Annotated in this window: 23 protein-coding genes and 1 tRNA gene; 3 read left to right on the top strand and 21 right to left on the bottom strand. The window is 69.5% G+C overall.

Going from position 1 to position 25624, the window contains the following annotated elements; all coding sequences use genetic code 11:
- Nucleotides 1–38 precede the first annotated feature (38 nt).
- The 11 genes from prfA to ACGH52_RS26440 form a co-directional block, all read right to left on the bottom strand.
- The gene (gene prfA, locus ACGH52_RS26490; RefSeq protein ID WP_059301454.1) at nucleotides 39–1115 is read right to left on the bottom strand and encodes a peptide chain release factor 1; all 1077 of its coding nucleotides are present in this window, start codon (nucleotides 1113–1115) and stop codon (nucleotides 39–41) included.
- Between the two features lie 109 nt (nucleotides 1116–1224).
- Complete coding sequence (gene rpmE, locus ACGH52_RS26485) at nucleotides 1225–1446, bottom strand: 50S ribosomal protein L31 (RefSeq protein ID WP_059301453.1); 222 nt, start codon at nucleotides 1444–1446, stop codon at nucleotides 1225–1227.
- A gap of 124 nt (nucleotides 1447–1570) precedes the next feature.
- Complete coding sequence (locus ACGH52_RS26480; RefSeq protein WP_121700883.1) at nucleotides 1571–2719, bottom strand: LCP family protein; 1149 nt, start codon at nucleotides 2717–2719, stop codon at nucleotides 1571–1573.
- 347 nt (nucleotides 2720–3066) lie between these two features.
- Entirely contained in the window at nucleotides 3067–4854 is a 1788-nt protein-coding gene (locus ACGH52_RS26475) for a trypsin-like serine protease (protein ID WP_399942923.1), read from the bottom strand.
- Between the two features lie 228 nt (nucleotides 4855–5082).
- Nucleotides 5083–7182, bottom strand: coding sequence for a transcription termination factor Rho (rho, locus tag ACGH52_RS26470; protein ID WP_210974659.1), 2100 nt, complete (start codon nucleotides 7180–7182; stop codon nucleotides 5083–5085).
- 429 nt (nucleotides 7183–7611) lie between these two features.
- Nucleotides 7612–8541, bottom strand: coding sequence for a homoserine kinase (gene thrB / locus ACGH52_RS26465; protein WP_059301449.1), 930 nt, complete (start codon nucleotides 8539–8541; stop codon nucleotides 7612–7614).
- Between the two features lie 331 nt (nucleotides 8542–8872).
- The gene (gene thrC / locus ACGH52_RS26460) at nucleotides 8873–9931 is read right to left on the bottom strand and encodes a threonine synthase (protein WP_059301448.1); all 1059 of its coding nucleotides are present in this window, start codon (nucleotides 9929–9931) and stop codon (nucleotides 8873–8875) included.
- A gap of 6 nt (nucleotides 9932–9937) precedes the next feature.
- Entirely contained in the window at nucleotides 9938–11230 is a 1293-nt protein-coding gene (locus ACGH52_RS26455; RefSeq protein WP_076976345.1) for a homoserine dehydrogenase, read from the bottom strand.
- Between the two features lie 156 nt (nucleotides 11231–11386).
- Complete coding sequence (lysA, locus tag ACGH52_RS26450) at nucleotides 11387–12778, bottom strand: diaminopimelate decarboxylase (RefSeq protein ID WP_059301446.1); 1392 nt, start codon at nucleotides 12776–12778, stop codon at nucleotides 11387–11389.
- Nucleotides 12779–12796: 18 nt separating this feature from the next.
- A complete protein-coding gene (gene nrtL / locus ACGH52_RS26445; protein ID WP_399942918.1) occupies nucleotides 12797–13849 on the bottom strand; it encodes an ArgS-related anticodon-binding protein NrtL in 1053 nt (350 codons plus the stop codon).
- A gap of 83 nt (nucleotides 13850–13932) precedes the next feature.
- On the bottom strand, nucleotides 13933–14400 hold the full coding sequence (locus ACGH52_RS26440) for a response regulator (RefSeq protein ID WP_399942915.1): 468 nt from the start codon (nucleotides 14398–14400) through the stop codon (nucleotides 13933–13935).
- 179 nt (nucleotides 14401–14579) lie between these two features.
- Here ACGH52_RS26440 and ACGH52_RS26435 point away from each other — a divergent pair.
- The 3 genes from ACGH52_RS26435 (at nucleotide 14580) to ACGH52_RS26425 (ending at nucleotide 16962) form a co-directional block, all read left to right on the top strand.
- Nucleotides 14580–14651 (top strand) — tRNA-Arg (locus tag ACGH52_RS26435).
- Between the two features lie 403 nt (nucleotides 14652–15054).
- Complete coding sequence (locus ACGH52_RS26430; RefSeq protein ID WP_399942913.1) at nucleotides 15055–16254, top strand: DUF262 domain-containing protein; 1200 nt, start codon at nucleotides 15055–15057, stop codon at nucleotides 16252–16254.
- A gap of 3 nt (nucleotides 16255–16257) precedes the next feature.
- Nucleotides 16258–16962, top strand: coding sequence for a hypothetical protein (locus ACGH52_RS26425; RefSeq protein ID WP_399942910.1), 705 nt, complete (start codon nucleotides 16258–16260; stop codon nucleotides 16960–16962).
- A gap of 79 nt (nucleotides 16963–17041) precedes the next feature.
- Here ACGH52_RS26425 and ACGH52_RS26420 read toward each other — a convergent pair whose 3' ends face one another.
- The 10 genes from ACGH52_RS26420 to ACGH52_RS26375 all read right to left on the bottom strand — a co-directional run bounded on the left by ACGH52_RS26420 (nucleotide 17042) and on the right by ACGH52_RS26375 (nucleotide 25592).
- The gene (locus tag ACGH52_RS26420) at nucleotides 17042–18508 is read right to left on the bottom strand and encodes a tyrosine-type recombinase/integrase (RefSeq protein WP_399942907.1); all 1467 of its coding nucleotides are present in this window, start codon (nucleotides 18506–18508) and stop codon (nucleotides 17042–17044) included.
- Complete coding sequence (locus ACGH52_RS26415; RefSeq protein ID WP_399942904.1) at nucleotides 18505–18696, bottom strand: helix-turn-helix transcriptional regulator; 192 nt, start codon at nucleotides 18694–18696, stop codon at nucleotides 18505–18507. The genes ACGH52_RS26420 and ACGH52_RS26415 overlap by 4 nt, the downstream gene beginning before the upstream one ends.
- On the bottom strand, nucleotides 18693–19838 hold the full coding sequence (locus ACGH52_RS26410; RefSeq protein ID WP_399942901.1) for an AAA family ATPase: 1146 nt from the start codon (nucleotides 19836–19838) through the stop codon (nucleotides 18693–18695). The genes ACGH52_RS26415 and ACGH52_RS26410 overlap by 4 nt, the downstream gene beginning before the upstream one ends.
- Nucleotides 19835–20734 carry a bifunctional DNA primase/polymerase gene (locus ACGH52_RS26405; protein ID WP_399942898.1) on the bottom strand — a complete coding sequence of 300 codons (900 nt, stop codon included), beginning with the start codon at nucleotides 20732–20734 and terminating at the stop codon, nucleotides 19835–19837. Before ACGH52_RS26405 ends, ACGH52_RS26410 begins: the two co-directional genes overlap by 4 nt.
- An 86-nt stretch (nucleotides 20735–20820) precedes the next feature.
- On the bottom strand, nucleotides 20821–21309 hold the full coding sequence (ssb, locus tag ACGH52_RS26400) for a single-stranded DNA-binding protein (protein WP_399942896.1): 489 nt from the start codon (nucleotides 21307–21309) through the stop codon (nucleotides 20821–20823).
- A gap of 28 nt (nucleotides 21310–21337) precedes the next feature.
- Nucleotides 21338–22132, bottom strand: a complete 795-nt coding sequence (locus ACGH52_RS26395) for a hypothetical protein (RefSeq protein WP_399942893.1) — start codon at nucleotides 22130–22132, stop codon at nucleotides 21338–21340.
- Nucleotides 22129–22731 carry a hypothetical protein gene (locus ACGH52_RS26390; RefSeq protein WP_399942890.1) on the bottom strand — a complete coding sequence of 201 codons (603 nt, stop codon included), beginning with the start codon at nucleotides 22729–22731 and terminating at the stop codon, nucleotides 22129–22131. Before ACGH52_RS26390 ends, ACGH52_RS26395 begins: the two co-directional genes overlap by 4 nt.
- 15 nt (nucleotides 22732–22746) lie before the next feature.
- On the bottom strand, nucleotides 22747–22941 hold the full coding sequence (locus ACGH52_RS26385; protein WP_399942888.1) for a hypothetical protein: 195 nt from the start codon (nucleotides 22939–22941) through the stop codon (nucleotides 22747–22749).
- The gene (locus ACGH52_RS26380) at nucleotides 22938–23213 is read right to left on the bottom strand and encodes a hypothetical protein (RefSeq protein WP_399942885.1); all 276 of its coding nucleotides are present in this window, start codon (nucleotides 23211–23213) and stop codon (nucleotides 22938–22940) included. Before ACGH52_RS26380 ends, ACGH52_RS26385 begins: the two co-directional genes overlap by 4 nt.
- Nucleotides 23214–23354: 141 nt before the next feature.
- Nucleotides 23355–25592 carry a cell division protein FtsK gene (locus ACGH52_RS26375; RefSeq protein WP_399942882.1) on the bottom strand — a complete coding sequence of 746 codons (2238 nt, stop codon included), beginning with the start codon at nucleotides 25590–25592 and terminating at the stop codon, nucleotides 23355–23357.
- Nucleotides 25593–25624: the final 32 nt, after the last annotated feature.

Below are 25624 nucleotides of genomic sequence, written 5' to 3'. Positions count from 1 at the left end.
GGCTGAGCTGTGGTCCGGTGCGGGTGGTGCGGCGGTGCTCAGGCGGCGGCGAGCTTGGCCGCCGAGTCCGCGTCGACGCAGGCCTGGATCACCGAGTCGAGGTCGCCGTCCAGGACCTGGTCCAGGTTGTACGCCTTGAAGCCGACGCGGTGGTCCGAGATGCGGTTCTCCGGGAAGTTGTACGTGCGGATCTTCTCGGAGCGGTCGACGGTGCGGACCTGGCTGCGCCGGGCGTCCGCGGCCTCCTTCTCCGCCTCCTCCTGCGCCGCCGCGAGCAGCCTGGAGCGCAGGATACGCATCGCCTGCTCCTTGTTCTGCAGCTGGCTCTTCTCGTTCTGGCAGGAGGCGACGACTCCGGTCGGGATGTGCGTGATGCGCACGGCGGAGTCGGTGGTGTTGACGGACTGGCCGCCGGGTCCCGAGGACCGGTAGACGTCGATGCGGAGGTCGTTGGGGTTGATCTCGACGTCGATCTCCTCGGCCTCGGGGGTCACCAGGACGCCCGCCGCGGAGGTGTGGATGCGGCCCTGGGACTCGGTGGCCGGCACCCGCTGCACGCGGTGCACGCCGCCCTCGTACTTCAGCCGCGCCCAGACGCCCTGTCCGGGCTCGGTGGCGCCCTGACCGCCCTTGGTCTTCACGGCGACCTGGACGTCCTTGTAGCCGCCCAGCTCGGACTCGGTGGAGTCGATGATCTCGGTCTTCCAGCCGACCCGCTCGGCGTACCGCAGGTACATGCGCAGCAGGTCACCGGCGAAGAGCGCCGACTCGTCGCCGCCGGCGCCGGCCTTGATCTCGAGGATGACGTCCTTGTCGTCGCTGGGGTCGCGCGGGACCAGGAGCAGGCGCAGCTTCTCCGTCAGCTCATCGCGCTGCTTGTCCAGCTCCTTGACCTCGGCGGCGAAGTCGGGGTCGTCGGCCGCGAACTCGCGCGCGGTCTCGATGTCGTCGCCGGTCTGCTTCCAGGAGCGGAACGTGGCGACGATCGGAGTCAGCTCGGCGTACCGCTTGTTCAGCTTGCGCGCGTTGGCCTGGTCGGAGTGGACCGACGGGTCGGCGAGCTTCTTCTCCAGGTCGGCGTGCTCGGCGACGAGTTCCTCGACGGCCTCGAACATCTTGGGCTCCTGCTTACTGCTCGGGAAGGGGAAGGCGGGCGACCAAAAACGCCGGTCCCGGCGCTCCCCGGGGAGGGGATGCGGCCGTGGACCGGCGGTTGGAGGCTCGCTACTTCTTGGAGCCGGCGGCCTTGCCGAAGCGGGCCTCGAAGCGGGCCACACGGCCACCGGTGTCGAGGATCTTCTGCTTGCCCGTGTAGAACGGGTGGCACTCGGAGCAGACCTCGGCCCGGATGGTGCCGGACTGGATGGTGCTGCGGGTGGTGAACGACGCGCCACAGGTGCAGCTGACCTGCGTCTCGACGTACTCGGGGTGGATGTCGCGCTTCAAGGTGTCTCCTACTGTTCCGGGAGGGCGCCGGGTCGCAGCCGCGGGGTGCGGAAGCGTGAACCGGAGCCGACGTACCAGTCTGCCAGGACTGGCGCCATCCCCCAAAACCGGGGGGCGGGGTGAACTATTCCCCGGAGTTGACGACGCCCTTGGCCTCACCCGTGGCCGTGCCCTGCGTGGCCGACTCGGGGATCGGGCGGTCGTTCTTCAGGGCCGTCCAGACCTGCTGGGCCTTGCCCTCCTCGACCAGGACGCGGTTGGCGTCGGCGGGGTCGTAGATCACCGGCATGGTCACCATGTGCATCTTGTCCGGGCCGATTCCCTTCAGGCCGCTCGCGAAGGACATCAGGGAGTTCACCGAGCCCAGGTCGGAGTCGGTGGTCACGGTCTTGGTGGCGGTGTCGGCGATGTCGTACAGCTTCTTGGGGTTGCCGAGCAGGCCGACGTCCTTGACCTGGTCGACCAGGGCCTTGACGAAGGCCTGCTGGAGCTGGATGCGGCCGAGGTCGGAGCCGTCGCCGACGCCGTGCCGGGTGCGGACCAGGCCGAGGGCCTGCTCGCCGTCGAGCCGGTGGGTGCCGGCCGTGAGGTCGAGGTGGCTGTCGGGGTCCTTGATGTCCTCGGTGGTGGTGACCTCGACGCCGCCGAGGTCGTCGATGAGGTTCTGGAAGCCGCTGAAGTCGACCTCCAGGTAGTGGTCCATGCGCAGGCCGCTGATCGACTCCACGGTCTTGACGGCGCAGGCGGCGCCGCCGGTGGAGTAGGCGGAGTTGAACATGACGTCGTCGGCCGCGGGGTGCTCGCCGCCGTCGGTGTCGGTGCAGTCGGGGCGGTCGATGAGGGTGTCGCGCGGGATGGAGACCACGCTGGCCTTCTTGTGGCCCTTGTAGACGTGCACGATCATCGCCGTGTCCGAGCGGGCGGTGCCGTCGTCGGTGCCGCCGCCGAGCTTCTTGTTGCCGCCGGACCGGGTGTCGGAGCCGAGGACCAGGATGTTCTGCGAGCCGTTGTCGGCCTTCTCGGGCCGGTCGGCGCCGAGCGCCTGGTCGATGTCGACGCTCGTGAGGTTGCCGTTGAGCTTGAAGTACAGGACTCCGGCTCCGGTGCCGCCCAGGACCACGATGCCCGCGGCGCTCCAGGCCGCGACAAGCAGGGCCTTGCGCCGCTTGGCCGTGGGCTTGCGGCGGCGGCCCTTGCCCCGGCGGCCGGGGCCGGGGGTGCGGGACTGGCCGGGGCCGGGTATCGCGGGATCCGGCGTGCTCTCGGCGGACATGGGCTCCTCGGTGTTCGTCCGGTCGGTTACCCCCTGCGCTCAGGGTCGGGTCGGTCGGCTCCGGCGGTTTCGGCGCCGGTACCTCACCATGGTCCCTCCGTAGCTCAGACGGCGGAACTCGGGACAGGGTTGCACAACCGTCTGTGGCGACCCGGTGGGGAAACGGTGACGGAGCGTGTTCGGCGGTCCGGGGCACACCTCGCTGACCTGGGCGTCCGCCGGGGCGGGTCCGTACGCACCGGATCGGGCCCCGGGCCGGGGCGTGTGGCGAAGGTCGCAGCCGCGGGCCTGCCGAACGGCGACGGGGCCGCCCCCGAGGTGGAGGCGGCCCCGCGGGGATCGTTCGCTCAGCCGAAGAGGTTGAACGCGTTCCAGCCGCCGCCGACCCGGACCCGGGCCTTGAACGTGGCCGTGCCCGACGTGCCGGTGCCCTTGTACAGCCACAGCACACCGGAGCTGTCGCGGGCCAGCAGGTCGGGCCTGCCGTCCCCGGTGGTGTCACCGGCGGTGGCGAGGGCGCTGTAGGCGTTCCAGCCGCCGCCGACCCTGACCCGGCTGCCGAGCGCCGGAGCGGCCTTCCCGGTGCCCGGGTACAGCCACAGGACGCCCGAGCCGTCCCGCGCCAGCAGGTCGGGCCTGCCGTCCCGGGTGTAGTCGCCCTTGCCGGTGATCGTGTACGAGGCCCAGCCGCCGCCGATCCGGACGCGGCTGCCGAACGTGCCGTCGCCCTTGCCCGGGTAGAGCCACAGGACGCCGTCCTTGTCCTTGGCGACCAGGTCGGGCAGGGCGTCGCCGGAGAGGTCGCCCGGGACGCGGAGGTCCTTCATCGCGTTCCAGCCGCCGCCGACGCGGATCGACTCGTAGGCGTCCTCCCCGTTGAAGGCGAGCGTGTACAGCACGCCGTCCGAGGCGCGGTACACGTAGTCCTGCCAGGAGTCGCGGTCCAGGTCGCCCTGGCGCACCAGGTTCACCCCGCTCCAGTCGCCGAGCGAGAGGCGGTCGCCCAGGTAGGGGAACTGGTCGCCGAACGAGTAGTACTCGTACGCCTCGCCGCCCGGGGTGCGGGCGAAGAGGTCCGCCAGGCCGTCGAAGTCGAGGTCGGTGTCGTCGACGCGGGAGTTGACCTCGCCGACGTACGAGCTGACCTTGGCGTAGACGGCGTAGGCGCCCGAGGCGACGCAGTCCTCGACGCCCCAGGACACCACGCCGGCGATCCGGCCGTTGACCACGAGCGGGCCGCCGGAGTCCCCGTTGCACGGGGAGACCGTACCGGCGTCCTGGCCGGAGGCCGGGTCACCGGCGCAGGCCATCTGGCCGGGCACGAAGTCGGAGCCCCAGAACGAGGTGCAGGAGGCGTCCGGACGCATCGGCACGGTCGCCTTCTTCAGCGTCGGCGAGATGTCCTGGCTGGTGGAGCTGGTGCGCCCCCAGCCGTACACCGTCGCCGGGGTGCCGTTGGAGTAGGAGGCGGTGTCGCCGCTCGTCGTGGGCCGCAGCGTCTTGTACGGCAGCGCCTCGGTCAGCGTGAGCACCGCCAGGTCGCCGCCCGAGGTGGTGCTCGGCCGGTACGTGGGGTTGACCCACTGGCTCCACACACCGGCGACCCGGCCGCCGTGCACGTCGGCACCGTCGGGCAGCTGGGCGGTACCCGCGAGGACCGCCCCGTTCTCCGACCAGTCCAGGCCGTACACGCAGTGCGCGGCGGTCAGGACCTTCGCCGGGGCCACCAGGGTGCCGCCGCAGAAGTAGCCCTCGTCGTCGGCGGGGTCGGCGTTGCCCTTGTCGTCGTAGTAGTGCAGCTGCACCATCCACGGCGCCTCGGAGATCGACGCGTCCTTGCCGCCGATGATCTTCGGGTCGACCCGGCCGGACGGGGCCCCGGCGCTCGGGGTGGCCTCGGGCGTGCCGGGGGCGGTCGCGGTGTCGCCCTTGAGGGCGGCACCGGAGTCCCGGACGCGCTGCGCCAGCTCGGCGGGGGACGCGGTGGCGGGCCGTTCGGTGACGGCCGGCCGGGGCGGGACGGGGGCCCCGCCGGACGCCTGGGCGGGGGCGGCGGCGAGGACCGCGCCCGACAGGGCGAGTGCGGCGGTGGCCGCGGGAAGAGCCAGCCGGGCTCTTCGAGGGGTAGAGGTCACTCAGGTCTCCTGTCGCTGTAGACGCAGGCAGGAGAGAAGCGCCCGGCGGGCACGGGTCCGTGCGTGCGGACAGCACGGATCGCCGATCACCCTGTGGGCGTATCCGAAAATACGTTCCCCCCCACTGCGGTGCGCTGATCCTACAAGCCCGGCAAGCCGAAAGTCCCGCCCCGTCACCGGTGTGACGAAGCGGGACCTCGGACTGCGATCGGGAGGACCGGCGGTGACTCAGTCGCCGTTGCCGGGCGTCGGCGTCGTCTTCTGGATCTGCATCAGGAACTCGGCGTTCGACTTGGTCTGCTTCATCTTGTCGAGGAGCAGCTCGATCGCCTGCTGCTGGTCGAGGGCGTGCAGCACCCGGCGCAGCTTCCAGGTGATGGCCAGCTCGTCGCTGCCGAGCAGGATCTCCTCCTTACGGGTGCCGGACGCGTCCACGTCCACCGCGGGGAAGATGCGCTTGTCGGCGAGCTTCCGGTCGAGCTTCAGCTCGGCGTTGCCGGTGCCCTTGAACTCCTCGAAGATGACCTCGTCCATGCGGGACCCGGTGTCCACCAGCGCGGTGGCGAGGATGGTCAGCGAACCGCCGTCCTCGATGTTGCGGGCCGCACCGAAGAAGCGCTTCGGCGGGTACAGGGCGGTCGAGTCGACACCACCGGACAGGATGCGGCCGGAGGCCGGGGCGGCGAGGTTGTACGCACGGCCCAGACGGGTGATCGAGTCGAGCAGCACGACGACGTCGTGACCCAGCTCCACCAGGCGCTTGGCGCGCTCGATGGCCAGCTCCGCGACCGTGGTGTGGTCCTCGGCGGGGCGGTCGAAGGTCGAGGAGATGACCTCGCCCTTCACCGACCGCTGCATGTCGGTGACCTCTTCCGGACGCTCGTCGACCAGGACGACCATCAGGTGGCACTCGGGGTTGTTGTGCGTGATCGCGTTGGCGATCGCCTGCATGATCATGGTCTTGCCGGTCTTCGGCGGGGCCACGATCAGACCGCGCTGCCCCTTACCGATCGGCGCGACCAGGTCGATGATGCGGGTGGTGAGGACGCCCGGGTCCGTCTCCAGACGCAGTCGGTCCTGCGGGTACAGCGGCGTCAGCTTGTTGAACTCCGGCCGACCGCGGCCGTGTTCGGGCGCCATGCCGTTGACGGAGTCCAGGCGCACCAGCGCGTTGAACTTCTCGCGGCGCTCGCCCTCCTTGGGCTGGCGCACGGCACCGGTGAGGTGGTCGCCCTTGCGCAGGCCGTTCTTGCGGACCTGGGCGAGGGAGACGTACACGTCGTTGGGACCGGGCAGGTAGCCGGAGGTCCGGATGAACGCGTAGTTGTCGAGGATGTCGAGGATGCCGGCGACCGGGATGAGGACGTCGTCCTCATTGATCTGCGGCTCCTGCTGGATGTCGTCGCGCCCGCGACGGCCCCGGCGGTCCCGGTAGCGTCCGCGGCGGCCGCGACGGCCGCTGCCGTCGTCGTCGTAACCGTCGTCGTGCTGCTGGCGGTCCTGGCGTCCGCCGCCGCCCTGCTGCTGACGGTCCTGGCGTCCGCCGCCCTGGCTCTGCTGGTCGTCGCCCTTGCTGCGCCGGTCGCGGCCGCCACGGTCGCCACGCTCGCCGCGGTCGCCGCGGTCGCCGCGCTCACGGCGGTCGCGACGGCGGCCCTCGCCGCCCTCGCCGTCGGATCGGGCGTCGCCCTGGCCCTGCTGGTGGCCCTGCGTCTGCTGCGTGGCCGACGCGTCGGCCTTCGGCTCGGCGCGGGTCTCGACGGCGACCGTGTCGGTGCCGCCGGACGGGCTGCCCGCGTCGGCGGTGGCCCGGCGACGACGGCGCTCGGAGGGGGCGTCGTCGGCGGGGGCGGCCTGCTCGGCCGAGGCGTTGACCTTGGGGGACGGCTGACCGGGAATCTCGATCTGCTGCTGGGCGGCCTTGTCGGCGGCCGCCTTGTCCGCCTTCTTGTCGGCCTTGCCGGCCTTCTCCGCGCTCCCCGCCTTCTCGGCGGGGGCCTCGTCGCCCGTACGGGTCCGGGAGGTGCTGCGGCGCTTCGGCTTGGTCTCGCCGGCGGTGTCCGCGGCGGGCGCGGCCTTGGCGGGGGCTCCCCCCGCGGCCTGCGCCTCCTTGATGACCTCGATCAGCTGGCTCTTGCGCATCCGCGCGGTGCCCCTGATGCCGAGGCCGGATGCGACCTGCTGCAGCTCGGCCAGCACCATGCCCTCGAGGCCGGTACCGCGGCGCCGCCGGGAGCCGGCACCGGTGGCAGGCGCGGAGGCGTCCGTGGCGGGCGCGGCAGCGGTCTCCTCGACACGTGCGCCCATCAGATCGGTGGTGTCGCTCACGAAGGGTCCTTCCCTGGAGCGGACGTCGGCCTGTCTGGCTCGGCGACCGGTTGTGCTGTCCGGCTTCGGTCCTTGCTGTGCGAACCGTGCCGGGGCGGTGGTCCGCCTGAACGGCGGAAGAGATATCTGGTGATGGCGCTTCCCCTAGCCGTGGCACCCGGTGTCTGTGTCAGGCGGCGTGGTCGCACCGGTTCCGAAACTCCCCCAGAGGGGGTAACCCCCTCTGGCGGGCCGCTCAGTGCCCGTGTCGGCCGTACTGATCACGTACGACGTCCACTGCACAATGCGGCTTGGGGGGCTCCCGGAAGAATGTCTGTCCCGGACGGGGACACGAGGCACCTCGCCATGGTGGGGTCGGGTGCAGACTTGAGATTAACACTACCGGATCCAACAAACATTCCCCCTCTCGAAATCCGGCAACCGTCCGCGTCAGGTGTCACTGGCGGTCGCCAGAGGCAGGACGCTCGCGCCCTGCTGGTCCAGGTCGAGCCGGTTGGCCGCCCAGTCCGTACCGGCCAGCGCCTCGACCTTGTCGGCCGTGTCGGCGTCGGCCAGTGCCATCACCGTGGGTCCGGCACCCGAGATCACCGCGGGGATGCCGTCACCACGCAGCCGTTCCACCAGCGCCGCGCTCTCCGGCATGGCCGGCGCGCGGTACTCCTGGTGCAGGCGGTCCTCGGTGGCCGGCAGCAGCAGCTCGGGGCGCCGGGTGAGGGCCTCGACGAGCAGCGCGGCGCGGCCGGCGTTGGCGGCGGCGTCGACGTGCGGGACGCTGCGCGGGAGCAGTCCGCGCGCGGTCTGGGTCAGCACCGGCTTCCCGGGCACGAAAACCACCGGAACGATGGAATCGGCGGGCTCCATCCTGATCGCCCGAGCGGCGCCGGAATCCATCCAGGACAGGGTGAAACCGCCCAGCAGACAGGCCGCCACGTTGTCGGGGTGGCCCTCGATCTCGGTGGCGAGGTCGAGCACCGCGGCGTCGTCGAGGCGGGCCTCGCCGCCTATGGTCACCGCGCGCGCGGCGACGATGCCGGCGCAGATGGCGGCGGAGGAGGAACCGAGGCCGCGGCCGTGCGGGATGCGGTTGGCGCAGACGATCTCCAGGCCGCGCGGCTGTCCGCCGAGCAGGTCGAAGGCGGTGCGCAGGGAGCGGACGAGGAGGTGCTTCTCGTCGCGCGGGAGGGTCTCGCTGCCCTCACCCGCGATGTCGATGTGCAGCCCGGAGTCGGCCACCCGGACGACCACGTCGTCGTAGAGACCCAGCGCTAGGCCGAGGGCGTCGAAGCCCGGACCGAGATTGGCGCTGGTGGCGGGGACGCGCACCCTGACGGCGGCGGCGCGGAAGGCTGGACCGGCCATCGCTCGATGACTCTCCTTGAGCTGCGTGACTGTCGAGAACTGGCGTGACTGTCGAATGACATTCGATGACGGTGACGTACCGAACCCTGGGCGCGACGCGGGGACGGCGCGGCACCGCGGCATATGCGGCAGGCGGGTTAGGTACAGCCTATCGAAGGAAGGTTCTGTGGCGACATAGGGCGCACAGGAGGCGCACGATGCGTGTCGTAAGCCCCCCGTGCACCCCCTGTCGGTGGCCTTCCCGGCCGGGCGTCGCTTACGCCCTCTTGCGCCGGTCGTGTCGCACCGGCGCGGCGTCCCGGACCAGGCCGGGCCGCTCAGACCAGGGCGCTCAGACCAGGCCGAGCCGCTCGGCCGCGGTCGCCGCGTCGACCGGGACGGTGACCGGCTGCGGGGCACCCGCGACGGCCCAGTCCGGGTCCTTGAGCCCGTTGCCGGTGACGGTGCACACGATGCGCTGCCCCGGGTCGACCTTGCCCTGCTCGGCCGCCTTCAGCAGACCGGCCACCGACGCGGCGGACGCGGGCTCCACGAAGACACCCTCCTGGGAGGCCAACAGCCGGTAGGCGCGCAGGATCTCACGGTCCGTCACCTCGTCGATGGCGCCGCCCGACTCGTCCCGCGCGGCGAGCGCGAAGTCCCACGAGGCGGGGTTGCCGATCCGGATGGCGGTGGCGATGGTCGACGGGTCCTTGACGACCTCGCCGCGCACGATCGGGGCGCTGCCGGAGGCCTGGAACCCCCACATGCGGGGCCGCTTCGTGCTGACCTTGTCGGCGGCGTACTCCTGGTACCCCTTCCAGTACGCGGTGATGTTGCCCGCGTTGCCCACCGGGAGGACGTGGATGTCGGGCGCGTCGCCGAGCATGTCCACGATCTCGAAGGCGGCCGTCTTCTGCCCCTCGATACGCACCGGGTTGACCGAATTGACCAGCGCCACGGGGTAGTTGTCGCTGAGCGCGCGGGCGAGCGTGAGGCAGTCGTCGAAGTTGCCGTCGACCTGGAGGATCTTCGCGCCGTGCACGAGGGCCTGGCCCATCTTGCCGAGCGCGATCTTGCCCTGCGGCACCAGCACGGCGGAGACCATGCCCGCGCGCACACCGTAGGCGGCGGCGGAGGCGGAGGTGTTGCCCGTGGAGGCGCAGATGACGGCCTGCGCGCCCTCCTCCTTCGCCTTGCTGATGGCCATGGTCATGCCGCGGTCCTTGAAGGACCCGGTCGGGTTCGCCCCCTCGACCTTGAGGTGGACCTCGCAGCCCGTGCGCTCGGAGAGCACCTGCGCGGGCACGAGCGGGGTGCCGCCCTCACGGAGCGTCACGACGGGCGTGCTGTCGGAGACGGGCAGCCGGTCCCGGTACTCCTCGATGATTCCGCGCCACTGGTGGGTCATTGCTGGTTACTCTCCTTCAACCCGCATGATGCTGGCGACACCCCGCACGGTGTCGAGCTTGCGCAGCGCCTCGACCGTACCGCCGAGGGCGGCGTCGGACGCGCGATGGGTGACGACGACGAGGGATGCCTCGCCGTCCTTGCCGGACTGCCGCACGGTGTCGATGGAGACACCGTGCTCCGCGAACACGGTCGCGACCTGGGCGAGCACGCCCGGTTTGTCGGCCACGTCGAGGCTGATGTGGTAGCGCGTGACGACGTCGCCCATCGGCGACACGGGGAGCGCGGCGTACGCGGACTCACCGGGTCCGGTGGCACCGCCGATCCGGTTGCGGCAGACGGCGACGAGGTCGCCGAGCACGGCGGACGCGGTCGGCGAGCCGCCGGCGCCGGGCCCGTAGAACATGAGCTGCCCGGCGGCCTCGGACTCCACGAACACGGCGTTGTACGCCTCGCGCACGTTGGCCAGCGGATGGCTGAGCGGGATCATCGCGGGATGCACGCGCGCGGTGACCGATCCCCCGTCCGCGGCCCGCTCGCAGATGGCGAGCAGCTTGATGGTGCAGCCCATCTCCCTGGCGGAGGCGAAGTCGGCTGCGGTGACCTCGGTCATGCCCTCGCGGTAGACGTCGTCGAGGCGCACGCGCGTGTGGAAGGCGATCCCGGCGAGGATGGCGGCCTTGGCGGCGGCGTCGAAGCCCTCGACGTCGGCGGTCGGGTCGGCCTCGGCGTACCCGAGGGCGGTGGCCTCGTCGAGCGCCTCCTGGTACCCGGCCCCCGTGCTGTCCATGGCGTCGAGGATGAAGTTGGTCGTCCCGTTGACGATGCCGAGCACTCGGTTGACCTTGTCGCCGGCCAGCGACTCGCGCAGCGGCCGGATCAGCGGGATGGCACCGGCGACGGCGGCCTCGTAGTAGAGGTCCTTGCCGTGCTCGTCGGCGGCGGCGTGCAGCGAGGCGCCGTCCTGGGCGATGAGCGCCTTGTTGGCGGAGACCACGGAGGCGCCGTGCGCGAAGGCGGTGGTGATGAGCGTCCGCGCGGGCTCGATCCCGCCGATGACCTCGACGACGACGTCGATGTCCCCGCGCTTGACGAGGGCGGTGGCGTCCGTGGTCACCAGGGCCGGGTCGATCCCTTCCCGCACCTTGTCGGGCCGCCGTACGGCGACCCCCGCGAGCTCCACCGGGGCCCCGATCCGGGCGGCGAGGTCGGCGGCGTGCGTCGTCATGATGCGCGCCACCTCTGAGCCGACCACTCCACAGCCCAGCAGCGCCACCTTCAGCGGACGCGTACGCATCATCCGACCTCGTTTCCTCTTACCGTCTACGGTTGGACCAGTCTCACGCACCGGACGGGATTTTCTGCCTTTCGTCCGGATCGTGAGACGTTTATTTCATTTTCGGAGGGGTCGCGGGCCGCAAGATCTTCACCCGCGGGGCTCCGCCGCCGCGGGGCGTCACCCCACGTCGAGCCGCAGCAGGTCCTCCTCGGTCTCCCGCCGCACGATGACCCGCGCCGCGCCGTCCCGCACGGAGACGACCGGCGGACGCAGCACGTGGTTGTAGTTGCTGGCCATGGAACGGCAGTACGCCCCCGTCGCCGGTACGGCGATCAGGTCACCCGGTGCCAGGTCCCCCGGCAGGAACGCGTCCTTGACCACGATGTCCCCGCTCTCGCAGTGCTTGCCGACGACGCGCACGAGCATCGGCTCGGCGTCCGAGGTGCGGGAGACGAGCGCGACGCTGTACTCGGCGTCGTAGAGCGCGGTGCGGATGTTGTCCGACATCCCGCCGTCCACGGAGACGTACGTCCGCAGCCCGTCGAGCGGCTTGACGGTGCCGACCTCGTACAGCGTGAAGGCGGTGGGCCCCACGATGGCGCGCCCGGGCTCGACGGAGATACGGGGGGTGGCGAGCCGGGCGGACTCGCACTCCCTCGTCACGATCTCGGTGAGCGCCTTGGCGATCTCGTGCGGCTCGCGGGGATCGTCGTCACTGGTGTACGCGATCCCGAGCCCGCCCCCGAGGTCGATCTCGGGCAGTTCGACCCCGTGCTCGTCCCGGATGTCCTTGAGCAGCCCCACGACCCGGTGCGCGGCGACCTCGAAGCCCGACATGTCGAAGATCTGCGAACCGATGTGCGAGTGGATCCCGATGACCTCGAGCCCGTCCAGCTGGAGCGCCCGACGCACCGCTTCCGCCGCCTGCCCCCCGGCCAGCGGAATCCCGAACTTCTGGTCCTCGTGGGCGGTGGCGATGAACTCGTGCGTGTGCGCCTCGACCCCGACGGTGATCCGGATCTGCACCCGCTGCCGCTTGCCGAGGGACTGCGCGAGGTGCGCGACCCGCACGATCTCCTGGAACGAGTCGAGCACGATCCGCCCGACCCCGGCGCGGACGGCGCGCTCGATCTCCTCCGGGGACTTGTTGTTGCCGTGGAAGGCGATCCGCTCGGCGGGCATCCCGGCGGCGAGGGCGGTGGCCAGCTCCCCGCCGGAACACACGTCGAGGTTGAGCCCCTCCTCGTCCAGCCACCGCACGACGGCACGGGACAGGAAGGCCTTCCCGGCGTAGAAGACGTCGGCGTCGGTCCCGAAGGCGGTGCGCCAGGCCCGCGCCCGGTCCCGGAAGTCGGCCTCGTCGAGGATGTAGGCGGGGGTGCCGTACTCCTCGGCGAGCTGCGTGACGGTGATCCCGCCGACGGTGACGACGCCGTCCGCGTCCCGCCCGACGGTGTGGGCCCAGACCTTGGGATCGAGGGCGTTCAGGTCCTCCGCCGGGGCGGTGTAGTGCCCCTCCGGCAGGACATCGGCGTGACGGGGCCCGGCGGGGTGTGCGGAACGGCTCATGGCGTCTTCTGTGCTCTCTCAGAGGTGGTCGGGTGCGTCGATGCCGAGGAGGGCCAGGCCGCCGGCCAGCACCGCCCCGACGGCTTCGGCGAGCGCCAGCCGGGCACGGTGGGCGGCCGAGGGTTTCTCCCCGCCGCGCGGCAGCACGGTGGGCAGGAACGGCAGCGCGGCGTCGGCGACGGTGACGAGATGCCGGGCGAGCCGGTCGGGGGCGCGGTGGTCCGCGGCGGCGGCGAGGACGCGGGGGTGGTCGGCGAGGGCGGCGAGGAGGTCCTCCTCGGCGCTCTCGCCGAGGGGGCCTGGTGCGGCGGTGAACCCGAGGTCGGCGGCGTTGCGAGCGGCGGCACGGGCACGGGCGTGCGCGTACCGCACGCGGAAGAGGGGGTTGCTCTCGCGTTGGACCAAGTGCTCGCTGCCGACCCGGGGCCGGTCGTGGGCCGCGGGGTGGAGCAGGGCCCAGCGTCCGGCGTCCCGGCCGAGGGACATCGGGTCGGCGGACTCGAGGGCGGGGACGGGTCGGACGTTGACGGGCAGCTCGGCGGGGGCGTGACCGACGGCGTCGACTCGGACCCCGAGGACGGAGGTCCAGGCGTCCTCGAACCCCTCGGCGGTCACCCGCACCAGCGCCCCCTGGGACCGCAGCAGCCGCGCGCATACTTCAGCGACGACGACGGCACGCAGCTCGTGCGGACAGTGCAGCTGCACGACGCGCCCGTCAGCGTGGTCGGCGTACCCGTACCGCTCCCCGCGGCGCAGGACCTCGCCGACGACCCCGATGGCGGAGGAGGCACTGTCGAGCGAGATGTTGATGAACCCCGGCCCGGTGAGGACGACGTCGGTGATCCCGTCGGCCCCGAGAAGGTGGGGCCGCAGCACCTCGGCGACCCGGAGCGGCGGCTGTCCGGCCGGCCGGGCCAGCTGGAGGGCGATGTTGGTGGCGTAGTCCCCGCACCCGCCGGGCCCCGGCGGCGTGACCACGGCACGCGTCGGCACGGCCACGCTCAGCTCCCCCGCGTCGACGGCGCGACGCACCGCGTGCAGCACGGTGCGGGAGAGCTCGACGGGGGTCACGGGACAAGCGTATGGGAGGAGGGGGGTGGGGAGGCCAGCCGATATGTGTCAGTCCCGGGATATGGACGCGGGCCGCGGACGGCTCACTCTCCCCCGGCGAGCCCCGGCACCGGCGACGGCGAGGCTCCGGCTCCGGAGCCCGGCCCGGACGCCCCTCGGACGGCGGACCCGCTGATCTTCCGCTCGACCAACTGCCGTACGAGACGGATCAGCTCGGCCGGCTCGAAGGGCTTGGACAGAAAGGCGTCGGCCCCCGCGGCGAACCCGGCGTCGACCTCGTACTGCGTACAGGCACTGACGATCGCGATCGGCAGGTCCCGGGTCCGCGGATCGGCACGCAGCCGGGCGGCGGTCCTGAGCCCGTCCAGCCGGGGCATGACCACGTCCAGTGTCACGGCGTCGGGCCGCACCTGATGGACGACTTCCAGACACTCGACACCATCGCCCGCGGTCACGACCTCGAAGCCCTCCAGCTCGAGGTTGACCCTGATCAGCTGCCGGATGACCTTGTTGTCGTCCACAACAAGAATCCGGCCGGACGCCCTAGGCACAACTCGAGAGTAGGTCCGGACCGGCCACCGCGTCCGGGTTTTCCCCACTTCCACCCCCTGCGGGGGACAACGCCCCGCACAGGCACCGCCACGACCCGCCAAAACCCGTTCATGACCACCCCGGACGAGCTGGTAGTGTTCTACCCGTCGCCGCGAGCAACACCGACCGCGACGGACACGCCCCCGTAGCTCAGGGGATAGAGCAACGGCCTCCGGAGCCGTGTGCGCAGGTTCGAATCCTGCCGGGGGCACTCGCCAAGGACAGCAGAAATCATCTGCTGACCAGGGCGGATGCCGACAGAAGAGAGCGGGAACCAGTCTCACTGGGTCCCGCTCTTTGTCGTTGGTTCGCACTGATCGCGAGTGAGCGACGAGTGGAGTGGCTTCGACCTCAGCCCTTGATGCGCGCTCTGCCCGCGCTTGGACGGAGCTCCCGTGGTCTGCGACGGGGTGCATCGTGGGCACGCGGCTCCGACGCCTGCTCACGATGCCTAAGCCATCGGCGAACGCCCCCGCGCCCGGCCTTCCTTCGAAACGATCCAAAGCGCCTTAGGCCCGCCTAGACTTTCCGACGCCGTAGTGGTCACCGAGAAGCGGACGTTCCCACGTGCGCAGGTGTAGCTTTCACAGCAAGACCCAAGGGAAGGATTGCCCGTGAGCCCTCTTGAAGGAAACGGCATTGATATCTGGTACGAGGAAGGTGAAGAAGACGACCTGCGTTCCGTCGTCGCGAAATACCTCCCTCGGACGGTCGTATGGACGACGGACTGGACGACCGGGGCTCTCATGGATCAAATCCAGCGCGAAGTCTTTGACGTTGATCCGCCATTTCAGCGCCGATCCGCCTGGACGGATCGCAAATCTTCCCTCTACATTGAGTCACTTCTGCTGGGCTGCCCGGTCCCACCAATCACACTGGCTGAACTACCGCCTGAATTGGGAAGCGATTTCCAATATGCAGTAATCGACGGGAAGCAGCGGCTTGGCGCCATCAAAAAGTTTGCCGTCGAACAGAAACTTGCTCTAACGGGCCTCGAAACCCTTCCGCACCTCAATAAATTGAAGTACACAGACGTGCGAGAGATTCCAGAATTCTCCCGATTCGAGAATCTCCCAATTCGCACCGTTGTCATGCGAAACTGGGCGAAGAGCGAGGTGTTGCAATTCGTCTTTCATCGCCTAAACACTCAAGTAACGCCTCTATCCACACACGAACTCCGCCGTTCCCTTTACACCGGAAAATTTACCGACTTCCTGGATGCGAGTTCAGGGCAGAGCAAAGGCCTGCGACAGATCCTCAACATCAGCCAGGCCGACTCCAGGCTCCGTGATGCCGAACTACTTCTCCGCGCCGTTGCATTCTCATGCTTCTTCTCAAGCTACAACGGGAACCTCAAGACCTTCCTTGACCGAGCCACTGAGACTCTCAACAAAAACTGGACGGCGTCAAACCAGGGGCAAATTCAAAAACTTGTAACGGAGATCGACCACGCCATCTCGGCAACATACGAGATCTTCCAGGACGCCGCCTTTCAGCGTATCGAGGCGGGGGAACCGATCGGACGCTTCAATAGGACCATTTTTGACATGATGGTTCTCTCCTTCAGGTTCCCTGAGGTCCGCGCCGCCGCTGTCGAGAAGGGCGCCGCCGTTTACGAGGCGTTCGAGCAATTGAACGCAGATCCCGAGAAGTCACGCTGGTTGCAGTCCACGACCAAGACTAAGGATGCCGTTCGGGGCAGGGTGACGGAGTGGGGCAAGCTACTCACTGCGGCGCTAGGAATGCCGGGCCTGGACGAGAAGCTCACCCAGTCGGCAGTGAGCGGGCTCTCACTGGGCGGTCGAGGAATCTGAGGAATGAAGAACCGTGACCTCATGCGGATAGCGCAGCGTGTTGATCGACGCGAGGTGTGCCTCAGAAGTAGATTCATCACCCCTATTGCCCAAATCACAGCCTGGGACCCGGAGTCTTTGGACTTCAGCGCGGCCTATGTGGGCCTCCTGCATGCCGAAGCAGAGTCCGCCCTAGAGGAAATGGTTAAGGGGATCCTTAAGAACTCTCGGGAGAAAACCGAGAAACACTCCGTTCATCCGGTACTGCTGAATTGTGTGGCGTACTTTTCGGCACAACTGAAGAATGGGGTAGGGGATCTTGGGCTGATCCCACCTCGTTCGGCGCTAAGGAAGGATAGCGCCAGTCTCATGCAGGCATGGGACAACTTGGGGGCAAGAGTATACTTCGACAACCTAATCAAAGGGAATAACGGCGCCGGCCTGAAGTACGTAGAGAAGCTACTCCACCCACTCGGGATCTCCGTGACTCCGAAGAAATTCAAATCACTCAGCAGCGCCGGAGTCACGGAGGTTTTCGCGTTAGGCGGAGAGGACTATACGAAACTGCAGGAGCTCGTAAAACTTCGCGGCCTTGCAATGCATGTGAGCTCTCGGGAATTCGCAGACGGCGTGCAGGCTTACACGCCTCTTTCAATTTCCAAGAGCGGCCGAGAAGCTGCAGAATTCACCCTATCCTTGGGCAAGAGGCTTGCTCGATCTGCACTATAGCGATAGCACAGCTTTCTGGTGTACCGTCGCTGGTGGGCACCGCTTGATGCGATGCCCACCACGAAGAATCATTGACCAGCTAGTTTCTGTTATTCCACCCCATCGCCTGCTCGATCTTCTTGTTATTCTCTGCCTCGCTCTCATCAATACATCCCGCGTACCTGCGGTGGATGACCTCTGGCGAGTTGCCGGCGCGTCGCGCCACTTCGGCAACGGGAAGGCCGGCACGAAGCCAGTTCGTGATGCAGGTAGCACGAAGGTGGTACGGCTTCCGGGCCAGTGGTGACTCCACCTTGTCGGGTGGCAGCGCCAGCGGTCTGGCTTCCTGCCACACCCGCCAGTAGCTTGAGGTACCGAGCAGCTCTCCCCGTTCGTTGGAGAACAGTCGCCCATCCCTGGCGGTGCCGAACTCCGTTAGATGTGCTCGGAGCATCGCCACTAATACGGGTGGAATCGGTACGGGCCGGTCCGTCCCGGGATCCCGTGACTTCAGCCCTCGCTTATCGTGGCGTTCGCCTGAGTCGGTCCATTTCCTTCCGGAGATCGGCCGGGTCTCCCGGAGAGTAAGGGTTCCCCATCCATTCTCGGGGAGATGGCAGTCCGACAACCGGAGTCCGACCACTTCCGCCGGTCGCATCGCTGCGTACAGGATGCAGGCGAAGAACGCGACAAGGCGCCTCCCCCGGTTACGGTGCACCGAGCCGACATACGACACTGCCGTAAGCAGTTGCCTTCCCTGTACCTCATTGACCAAGACCCGCGGGTCCACGGCGTCGCTCTTACTTGAAGTGGGCCGCTTCAGTCCAGCGAGCGGATTTTCGTCTAGGTAGTCCTCCTGGATCGCATACTCCATAGCCGTGTTGAATCCGCGACGGCGACGCTTGTACGTGTCCGCTGCCGCCGGGGTGTCATCCAGTTTGAATGACAGCCGGTAGTGAACGTCTCGAACGACCTTAGGGTCTCTGAGTGAGGACAGGGAAAGTGAGTGGTTCGCCAGCCACGCACAGACTTTCTCCAGGGCCGGCGGGGGCTGTTCGTCCTTATGAGCAGGCACGACGGCCCAACGCACGGCGAGCCGTACGTCTTCCAGGTGTGGCGCTCCCGGGTTATCCGCCATCATGCCCAGCGCTGCGGTAGCGAGGCTGTCCGCCAGCCCCTCGCGGGTCTTGGCGGCTGCCGTGCGCCAGCGGACTCCCATGTACTCACGGCTGAAGTCCCACCATGAGAGGTCGGGCTTCGCGTTCTCTTTCGCGGCGGCAGCTCGGAGTTCGGACTCCGGCAAGCCGCTGTCGACGGCGAACGCTTCGCCCCTGCGCATTGCCTGCCACAACTCGGAGCGACGACTCTCCGCGAGTGCCAGAGTGGCGAAGCTAGCCGACTTCACCTTGCCGGCCACAGTCCAACGAACCTGGTACGGAGCTCTCTTGCTCCGCACCTTGTTCACCTTCCATACGCGTACGTCGGTGGAGAGAACGGGTTCGTCCGACGCGGGCGGGCACCCCCGGCGGGGGGTGCCCGGATCCTGATGGTTGCTGCGACGGTTCACGCGGTTTCCTCCAGGCTGGAGATCCAACGCTCTAGATCCGACCTGCGGACGCGCACGGCACCGTTCGGGAGCTTGATCGCCTTGGGCCCTTTCCTGAGTTGTCGCCAGCGGTAAAAGGTTGCGCGTGGAACGCCAATTTCGGCGATGACCTGGGGGATGCTCAGCATCTCGTCTCGAGCCACAGTCACTTCCTTCCGTGCTGGACGGCGGACGCAGAGTCGGACAGTCGGACACCGGGGTCTTGAAGGTGTCCGGTCTGTTCGTGCAGGTCAGATGGGACAGTCGGACAGTCGGACACCTGGGACACCTCCGGGGGTGGAGTGTCCGGGTAGTAGCGGCCGCCTGCGCCCTTAGTGAGCTGTCCCGCTTCTGCCATCCGGGAGCAGTACCGGCGCACGGTGTCCGCATCGATATCCGGCAGCGCGGCGACGATTTCCCTCGGGCGCACGCCGGGGTTCTCCCTGACGTACCGCAGGATCGATGCGCGGGTGTCGCCAATGGTGTGGTCCGAGACCGGTCCATCGAGCATCTGCCAGGCGCCGGAGGCTGCTTGGAACTTCAGGGCGTATTCGGCTTCGTCGACGTCGCGTCCCGTGACGTGCAGGATGCCGTCCGCCTGACCGCGCGCCCGTTTCAGCACAAGCGTGGCGTCTGCCGCTCCGGCGATGCCGTTGGTGCCGGACACCTCCGTGAGGAAGTCCTCCGAGGCTGCCTTGCGGACGTGGTGGACCAGTACCACGGCGATGCCGTAGTAGTCGGCGATCCGCTTGGCGTAGCCGACGGCGACGTAATCCGCGTCGTACGCGGACACGCCCTGCGGTGCGGGACCGCGCATCTTGGCGAACACGTCGATGACGACTATGCGCGCGTCCGGGTTGCGCTCCAGCCAGTTGGCGATGGCATCACTACCCCCCTGGGGGAAGGAAGGGCACTCGGTGACCAGAGTCAGCCCGGCCGGGGCCGCCTGTCCTCCCAAGATCTTGCGCATACGGGTCTGGAGACGGCGGGGGGTGTCCTCCAAAGCGAGGTAGAGGACCGGGCCGCCTTGCACGGGCACGGAGTCGAAGGCATGCCCGCCGGCCGCGACCGCTAGGGCCAGACCGAGGGACAGCCAGGACTTTCCAACCTTGGGCGGGCCGGCGAGCAGGGTCACGCCCTCAGCGAGGATGCCGGGCACGGCCCACTTCGGTTCCGGGAAGTCCGCGGCCATGAGCTGATCGGCGGTCCATGCGGTGCGGGGGCGCTCCCGCTTCGGCAACTCGCGCGGAGTCGCCTCGGGGTCGCTGGGAACGGAGTACAGGTGCAGCGGTGGGATGGGGTTGGTACTCATGCCGCAACCTGCCTGGGGCGGTGGGCTCCGGCGCGCAGACCGGAGGCGATGGTGCGGCGGGCTTCGCGCTCGCTCTGGCCGACGCTAAGTGCCGCTTCGATGAGCTTCTCTGTCACCTCGTACGCGTCTAGCTCTCCCCCGGCAACCAATTGACCGAGGGCGACGGAGGCGATGTAGAGCGCGTTGTTGTGTTGGTGCTCGCCGGAGCCGGTGACGCGGGCCAACTCGCCGTTGACTGCGGCGTTCAGGAACTTGCCGCGCCGGTCGCGGGCCGTGAGCGGGACCGTGACCGGCCGCTGCGGGGGCAGCGGTGCCGGGCGCAGCCGCTCGGCGAGCCAGCCCGGCAGCGGTGCTACAGGGCCGTGGTGGGCGACTGTGTAAGGACGTCCGCCGAAGGTGCTGCCCGCGCCGACGACGAGCCCGCCGACGGCGCGGGTGTCGACCTTCCAGCCGAGCCCGCGGGCGCTGTCTCCGGCGGTGTTGCGCAGCGGCTCGCCCTCGGGGGCGGCGAAGTACAGGTGCGTGCCGCCGCTCCAGGTGCGGACCGTGTACGTGCCGGCGGGGAAGGGCTTGCTGTGGCGCTCGCAGAGCAGGGCGAGCACGTCGGCGCCGTCGGTGACGCCGTGCGCGGCCCATTCGGCCGGCGGGGTGTCGTCCGGGCCCTTGGGGGTGTCGAGGTCGATGACGATGAGTCCGGAGGGGCCGGTGGCGATGCCGACGTTGTAGGGGGCGTGTGTCCAGCACCGGGTGATGCGTTCTTGATCGGTGGTGGCGCGGGTCTCCCAGTCGCGGACGGCGGGGCGCTTGGCGCCGGTGATGAGGGGAAAGACGTGCCAGCCGCGCGACGCTGCGTCAAGCGCCGCGGTGAGCTGGGCAGGGCCGTCCAGTTGAGGCATGCTGGAGGTTCTCCTGTTCTGTCGAAGGGACAAGGGAGCCGGGGCGGGCGCGGTCTTGTGGTGAGAGGCGCCCGCCCCGGGCGTGTCTAGAACGGCGGCTCGTTGCCCGCAGCCGGAGCACCGGCCGAAGCGGGCGCGCCCCATCCGCCGGAGGCGGGGGCAGCGGTGTTCCATGCGTCGGTGGCCGGGCCGGAGGCGGCGCCGTTGCGCTGGACGCGTGCGACCTTGGCCGTGGCGAACTGGAGCGAGGGGCCGATGTCGTCGACTTCCAGGCCGAGCATCGAGCGGTTCTCGCCCTGGTCGTTCTGCCAGTTGTGCTGACGCAGACGGCCGGTGACGACCACGCGCATGCCCTTGGTCAGGCTCTCGGCGATGTGCTGGGCAAGGTCTCGCCACGCGGTGCAGCGCAGGAACATCGCGGTGCCGTCCTGCCACTGCCCGGAGGTCTTGTCGTAGCGGCGCGGGGTGGACGCAACAGAGAACTTGACCAGCGCGGCACCGGACAGGGTGAACCTCAGCTCGGGGTCAGCGGCGAGGTTGCCGACGATGGTGATGGGGGTCTCTCCCACGGACATGGGATCACTCACTTTCGGGACAGGGTCGTCAGGCCGCATCGAGGGTGGGTTGCTGCCAGGTGGGCAGCGCGCTGAGGACGTGCGTGCGCCAGCGCAGCGCGTAGGGGAGGCAGTTGGCGCAGTTCTTGTGCGTGTGGCCGGGCAGCGGGGGCCTGCGGCGTGCGTGGTAGCTCCATGCAGCAGAGTCCGCGGAGGCGAGCAGATAGCCGACCTGTGCCAGACCGAGGGTTTTGAAGCCGAAGCCGTGCAGGCGCAGTCCGCGCGCGGCCATGGCGGTGACGATCGCGGCGCCCTCGCGGGTGGACTGCAACCGGCACACCGATCCCAGACCCACCACCGGCTCACGGGCGAGGTCGACACCGGCCCGCGCGTACTGCTCGGCGCACCATTCGTAGTCCGGGACCGTGCGGCCTTGTAGGACGGGGATGATGCGCAACTCGGGGGCGAGTGAGCGCAATTCCAGAAAGTTCGCCACGGTGCGGTGCTGGTGCTCGCGCACGCTCAGGTGCGTCCCGGCGAAGGTGAGCGGGCCCGCGGTGCCGCCGTGGATGATGAGGTCTTCGCACATCCAGTCCTGCGGTGCCGCCCAGTCGTAGGGGCCCACGCACTCCCATATGCGGCGCAGGTCGTCCACGTACTGCCGCGGGGTGCGCGTCCAGCGGCCGTGCCGCTGGAGTTCGGTGAAACCGCCGGAGTCCACCGCGTACGGGCCCTGCGCCGCATCGAGCTTGACCGCGGCGGTGAAGTGCTCGGACTTCAGGAACAGCGGCACGCGGGTCAGGCGCACCCAGTGCCGTTTGTGGGTGGTCAGGTAGAACTTCACCGGTCCCCCCGCGCGGCCGGGAGCTCCGGGAGTCCCGCGGCTTCGAGGGCCTTGGGGTCGAAACCGGGCAGCGCGGCGCGGGTGACGAGTGCCTGCGCGAGCTGTTCGGCATAGGCGGCGCCGGTGCGGGCCACCTCGATCTGTGTCGTGGCTCGCAGGGTCTCGACGCGCTCGACGTGGGCGCGTTCCTCGCGCCGCTCGCTCGCGTGCCGCTCGTACGTGACGCGTTCGCGGCGGTCCTTGCGCCAGTAGCGGGCGGCGAGCCCGTACGCGCCGGCGGTGGCGACCGACCACAGCAGCAGTGGCAGCGGGAGCCCGTCGGCGTATCCGGCAACGCCCGCGAAGGCGAGGGCGCCGGAGGCGGCGAACGCGGTCCCGGCAATCGTGCTGTCTCCGGCGCGGCCGACGCTCGCGCACGCTCCCGCGGCGGCGGCGCCGATGGACAGTGCGGCCATGAGCACGGCGTTGCCGACGGAGTGTTCGGCGCCGTTGGCGTTCCAGATCCGGGCCAGCGCGAGCACGGTTGTGGTGGCGAGTGCGGGTGCAGCCTTGGGTGCGACGATGGCGAGCCAATGACGCTGCACGGTCGGTTCGTTCACGGTGTCGGTCTCCCGTCAGTTGCCGAGGTCGCTGAGGGCGTCGGCGCACGCCTGCACGACGTCATGGATGGGCTCGTACGCGCCGGTCCCGGCGGCGAAGAAGCCGAAAAGGAACAGCACCAGGGCGGCGCCGCCTCCGGCGGACTTGGTCTTGACGGCGAAGGCGGACGCGGCGCCGAACAGCAGCACGGCGGAGATGTCGAGGATCATCGGGAGCCTTCCGGGCGGGGGGTGTCGGTGCCCGCGCGGTAGATGCGGGCCCAGCGGTTGTAGAGCCAGCGGCCGACGCGTATGCGCTTGCCGGTCGCGCGGCAGCGGCGGCAGTCCTTGCCGCGCTTGAGCCGTCCCTTGCGGTCGGTCTTGAGCGCGTGGCCCATGCCGCGGCACGTGCGGCAGTTACCGAACGGCGAGGCCGCACACACGGCGACGTAACACAGTGTGACGCCGAGCAGGAGGGTGATAGCGAGCAGGGCAGGGGTCATGAGGGGCCCTTCCAGGCGGGTTTCAGGGGATTCCGCAGGTGGGCCGCTATCCGCTAGCAGCCTGATCAAAGGCGGTTTGGGGCGCTAGCGGGGCCGCTAACGTTAGCGGGGCGTGCCGCTATCGTTAGCGGCCCCGAACACTCAGCCCGCGTCCCGGTTTCCGTCACGCTCCGCAATCACTGCGGTGACGTGGGAGCGGTCGATGCCGCGCCGGTTGACGACCTTGCCCTTGATCCGGCGCCCCACCTGGATCGTGGAGACGCCGTGCGGCTTCAGGGCCGCGGCGAGGGACTCGGGGTCCCAGCCGCCGTAGACGTCCTCGCGCAGTTCGGCGAGCCGGGCGACGACGGTTTCGGACCACACCTTGGGCTCATCAGCCGGGACGACGGCGAGGATGTCGGCGAGCAGGTCGTAGCCGCTCGCGACCGGCTCGGGTGCCTCCCCGAGCGCGTACCCGGACAGCAGTCCGGCCTTCTCGCGGGCCCTGCGGGCACGGGCGGCGATGTTGTCCGCGCCCGGCGCGTCCACGTAGACGGAGGACACGATGCGGGCATCGGAGCCTTCACCGACGAAGTAGTGAATGCCCTTGTCACCCCAGGCGAACATGGTCGCCCGCACGCCGCGCTTGTACGCGGACGTGCCGAGCACCATGTCGTTCTCAAGCTGGCCCATGACTTTCAGGCACCAGCGGGCCGACGCGTTCGCGGAGATGCCCGTGGGCAGCGCCTTGGCGTCCGGGCGCTGCGTGGCCAGCAGCAGCACGATCCCGGTGGCGGGGCCGCGCTTGACCAGGTCGGTGCCGATTTCCTCGAACTCCTTGCCGTGCTCCGGGTGCTCGAAGAGCACCTGGCACTCATCCACCCCGATCACGATCGGGTGCAGACCAAGGGAGCGCTTGTCGGCAAGAGCGCTGGTTACCTTCGACTCGGGGCAGATGTCCCGGGGCAGCGAGCGGATCACCTTGGTACGGCGCCGCAGTTCCTCGCGCAGCGCCCGCCAGTCGTTGAGCGCGTACAGGATGGCTTCGTCGTCGTCTCCGGCGGCGTGCCGGTGGGAGACGGCGTTGCCGACCGGGTCCAGGTCGCCGGTGCCCTTCATGTCGTAGGTGTGCAGCTCGGCGCGCGGGTCCAGGGCGGCGATGAGCAGCAGCAGCCTGAGCAGGAACGTCTTGCCCATGCGCGGGATGGCGCCGATGATGCCCGCGATGTACATCAGCGTGACCTCGATCCAGCGTCCGCGCTGGTCGGTGCCATAGGCGACGGGCTTGAACAGGTCCACCGATCCGGACTTGAGCAGGGGCCATGTGGGCTTCTTGGCCTTGTTCATGTCCTGGTCGCCCACCCACAGCACGAGGTGGCCGGTGTGCTCGTCCGGCACCGCTTCGGGCCACACGCAGCCCAGCGGGCGGCGCAGGCCGGAGGCGAGCCGGTCGCGGCGCTCGATGACGTCCGTGACGGTGACGCCGTAGGGGAGGTTGCCCTCCGCCCGCCAACCGGGGCCGTCGCGGGTGATCGGGGCGGTGAACTCGAACCCGTCCCTGCCCTTGGACTGCGCCTGGTTGATGGCCGGGATGCCCAGCGCACCCAGTGCCCGCAGCACGATGTCACTGGTGAGCTTGACCGCCTTGGGCAGCTCAACCGCGCGGTGGATGACCGGTGCGTCCGCCCGGCGGCCGGCGAACCCGAGCGCCATCACGACCGTGCCCACCGACACCGCCTGAAGCCAGCCGGGGGCGAGCACGTACAGGGCGAGCGCGGAGCCCAACCCGACGAACATCGCCAGCACGGCCACAAGGGTGCGCAGTCGAACCCTGCCGTCACGCTGCCGCGACAGCTTCAGGTACTCGGCCGCGTCCTCGCGCCGTACGGCGGCGAGTCGGACCGGCTCGCCCTCGCGGTCGGCCACCCACCGCATGGTGCCGCCCACGAACCGCGCGGCACCGGTCGGCGCCTGCAAGGCAAGGCGGGCGGCGTAGACCGGGGCACGCAGCGCGTGGTACCCGGCGGCGTGCGCGTAGTGGCGGGCCACCCACACGGACGCGGTCCGCAGTTCCGCCAGCGAGCGCAGCCACACCGGCACGACCGCCCTGCGCTGCGCTGCGGCCAGCCGACCGAGGTAGCCCGGACCGGTGGCGGTCGGGGTCGACTGGTCGACTGTCACGGGAGCGGTCGGGTCGGCCAACTCGGCACCCGACCGGCTCGCGTCGGAGTCGGGCGACCGGTCGGCGTCGGGTCGGGTGGTCGGGTCGGCCCACTCGGTGCGTGCCGACCGTGCCTTGTCGAGGTTGACCACGTCGCCTCCGGACGGGGTGTCGGAGTCGGCGGCCATCTCGGCTTCCAGCCGGTTGAAGAGTTCGTTGTCGTCGTCGGGGTGCTTCACTGAGACTTCCTTCCGGAAATGGCGGGAGGGTG

This window comes from Streptomyces sp. BBFR25 (assembly GCF_044590125.1).
Classification (GTDB): Bacteria; Actinomycetota; Actinomycetes; order Streptomycetales; family Streptomycetaceae; genus Streptomyces; species Streptomyces canus_D.
Note: the sequence above shows the minus strand (reverse complement) of the source record. Positions and strands in the feature narration are given on the sequence as shown.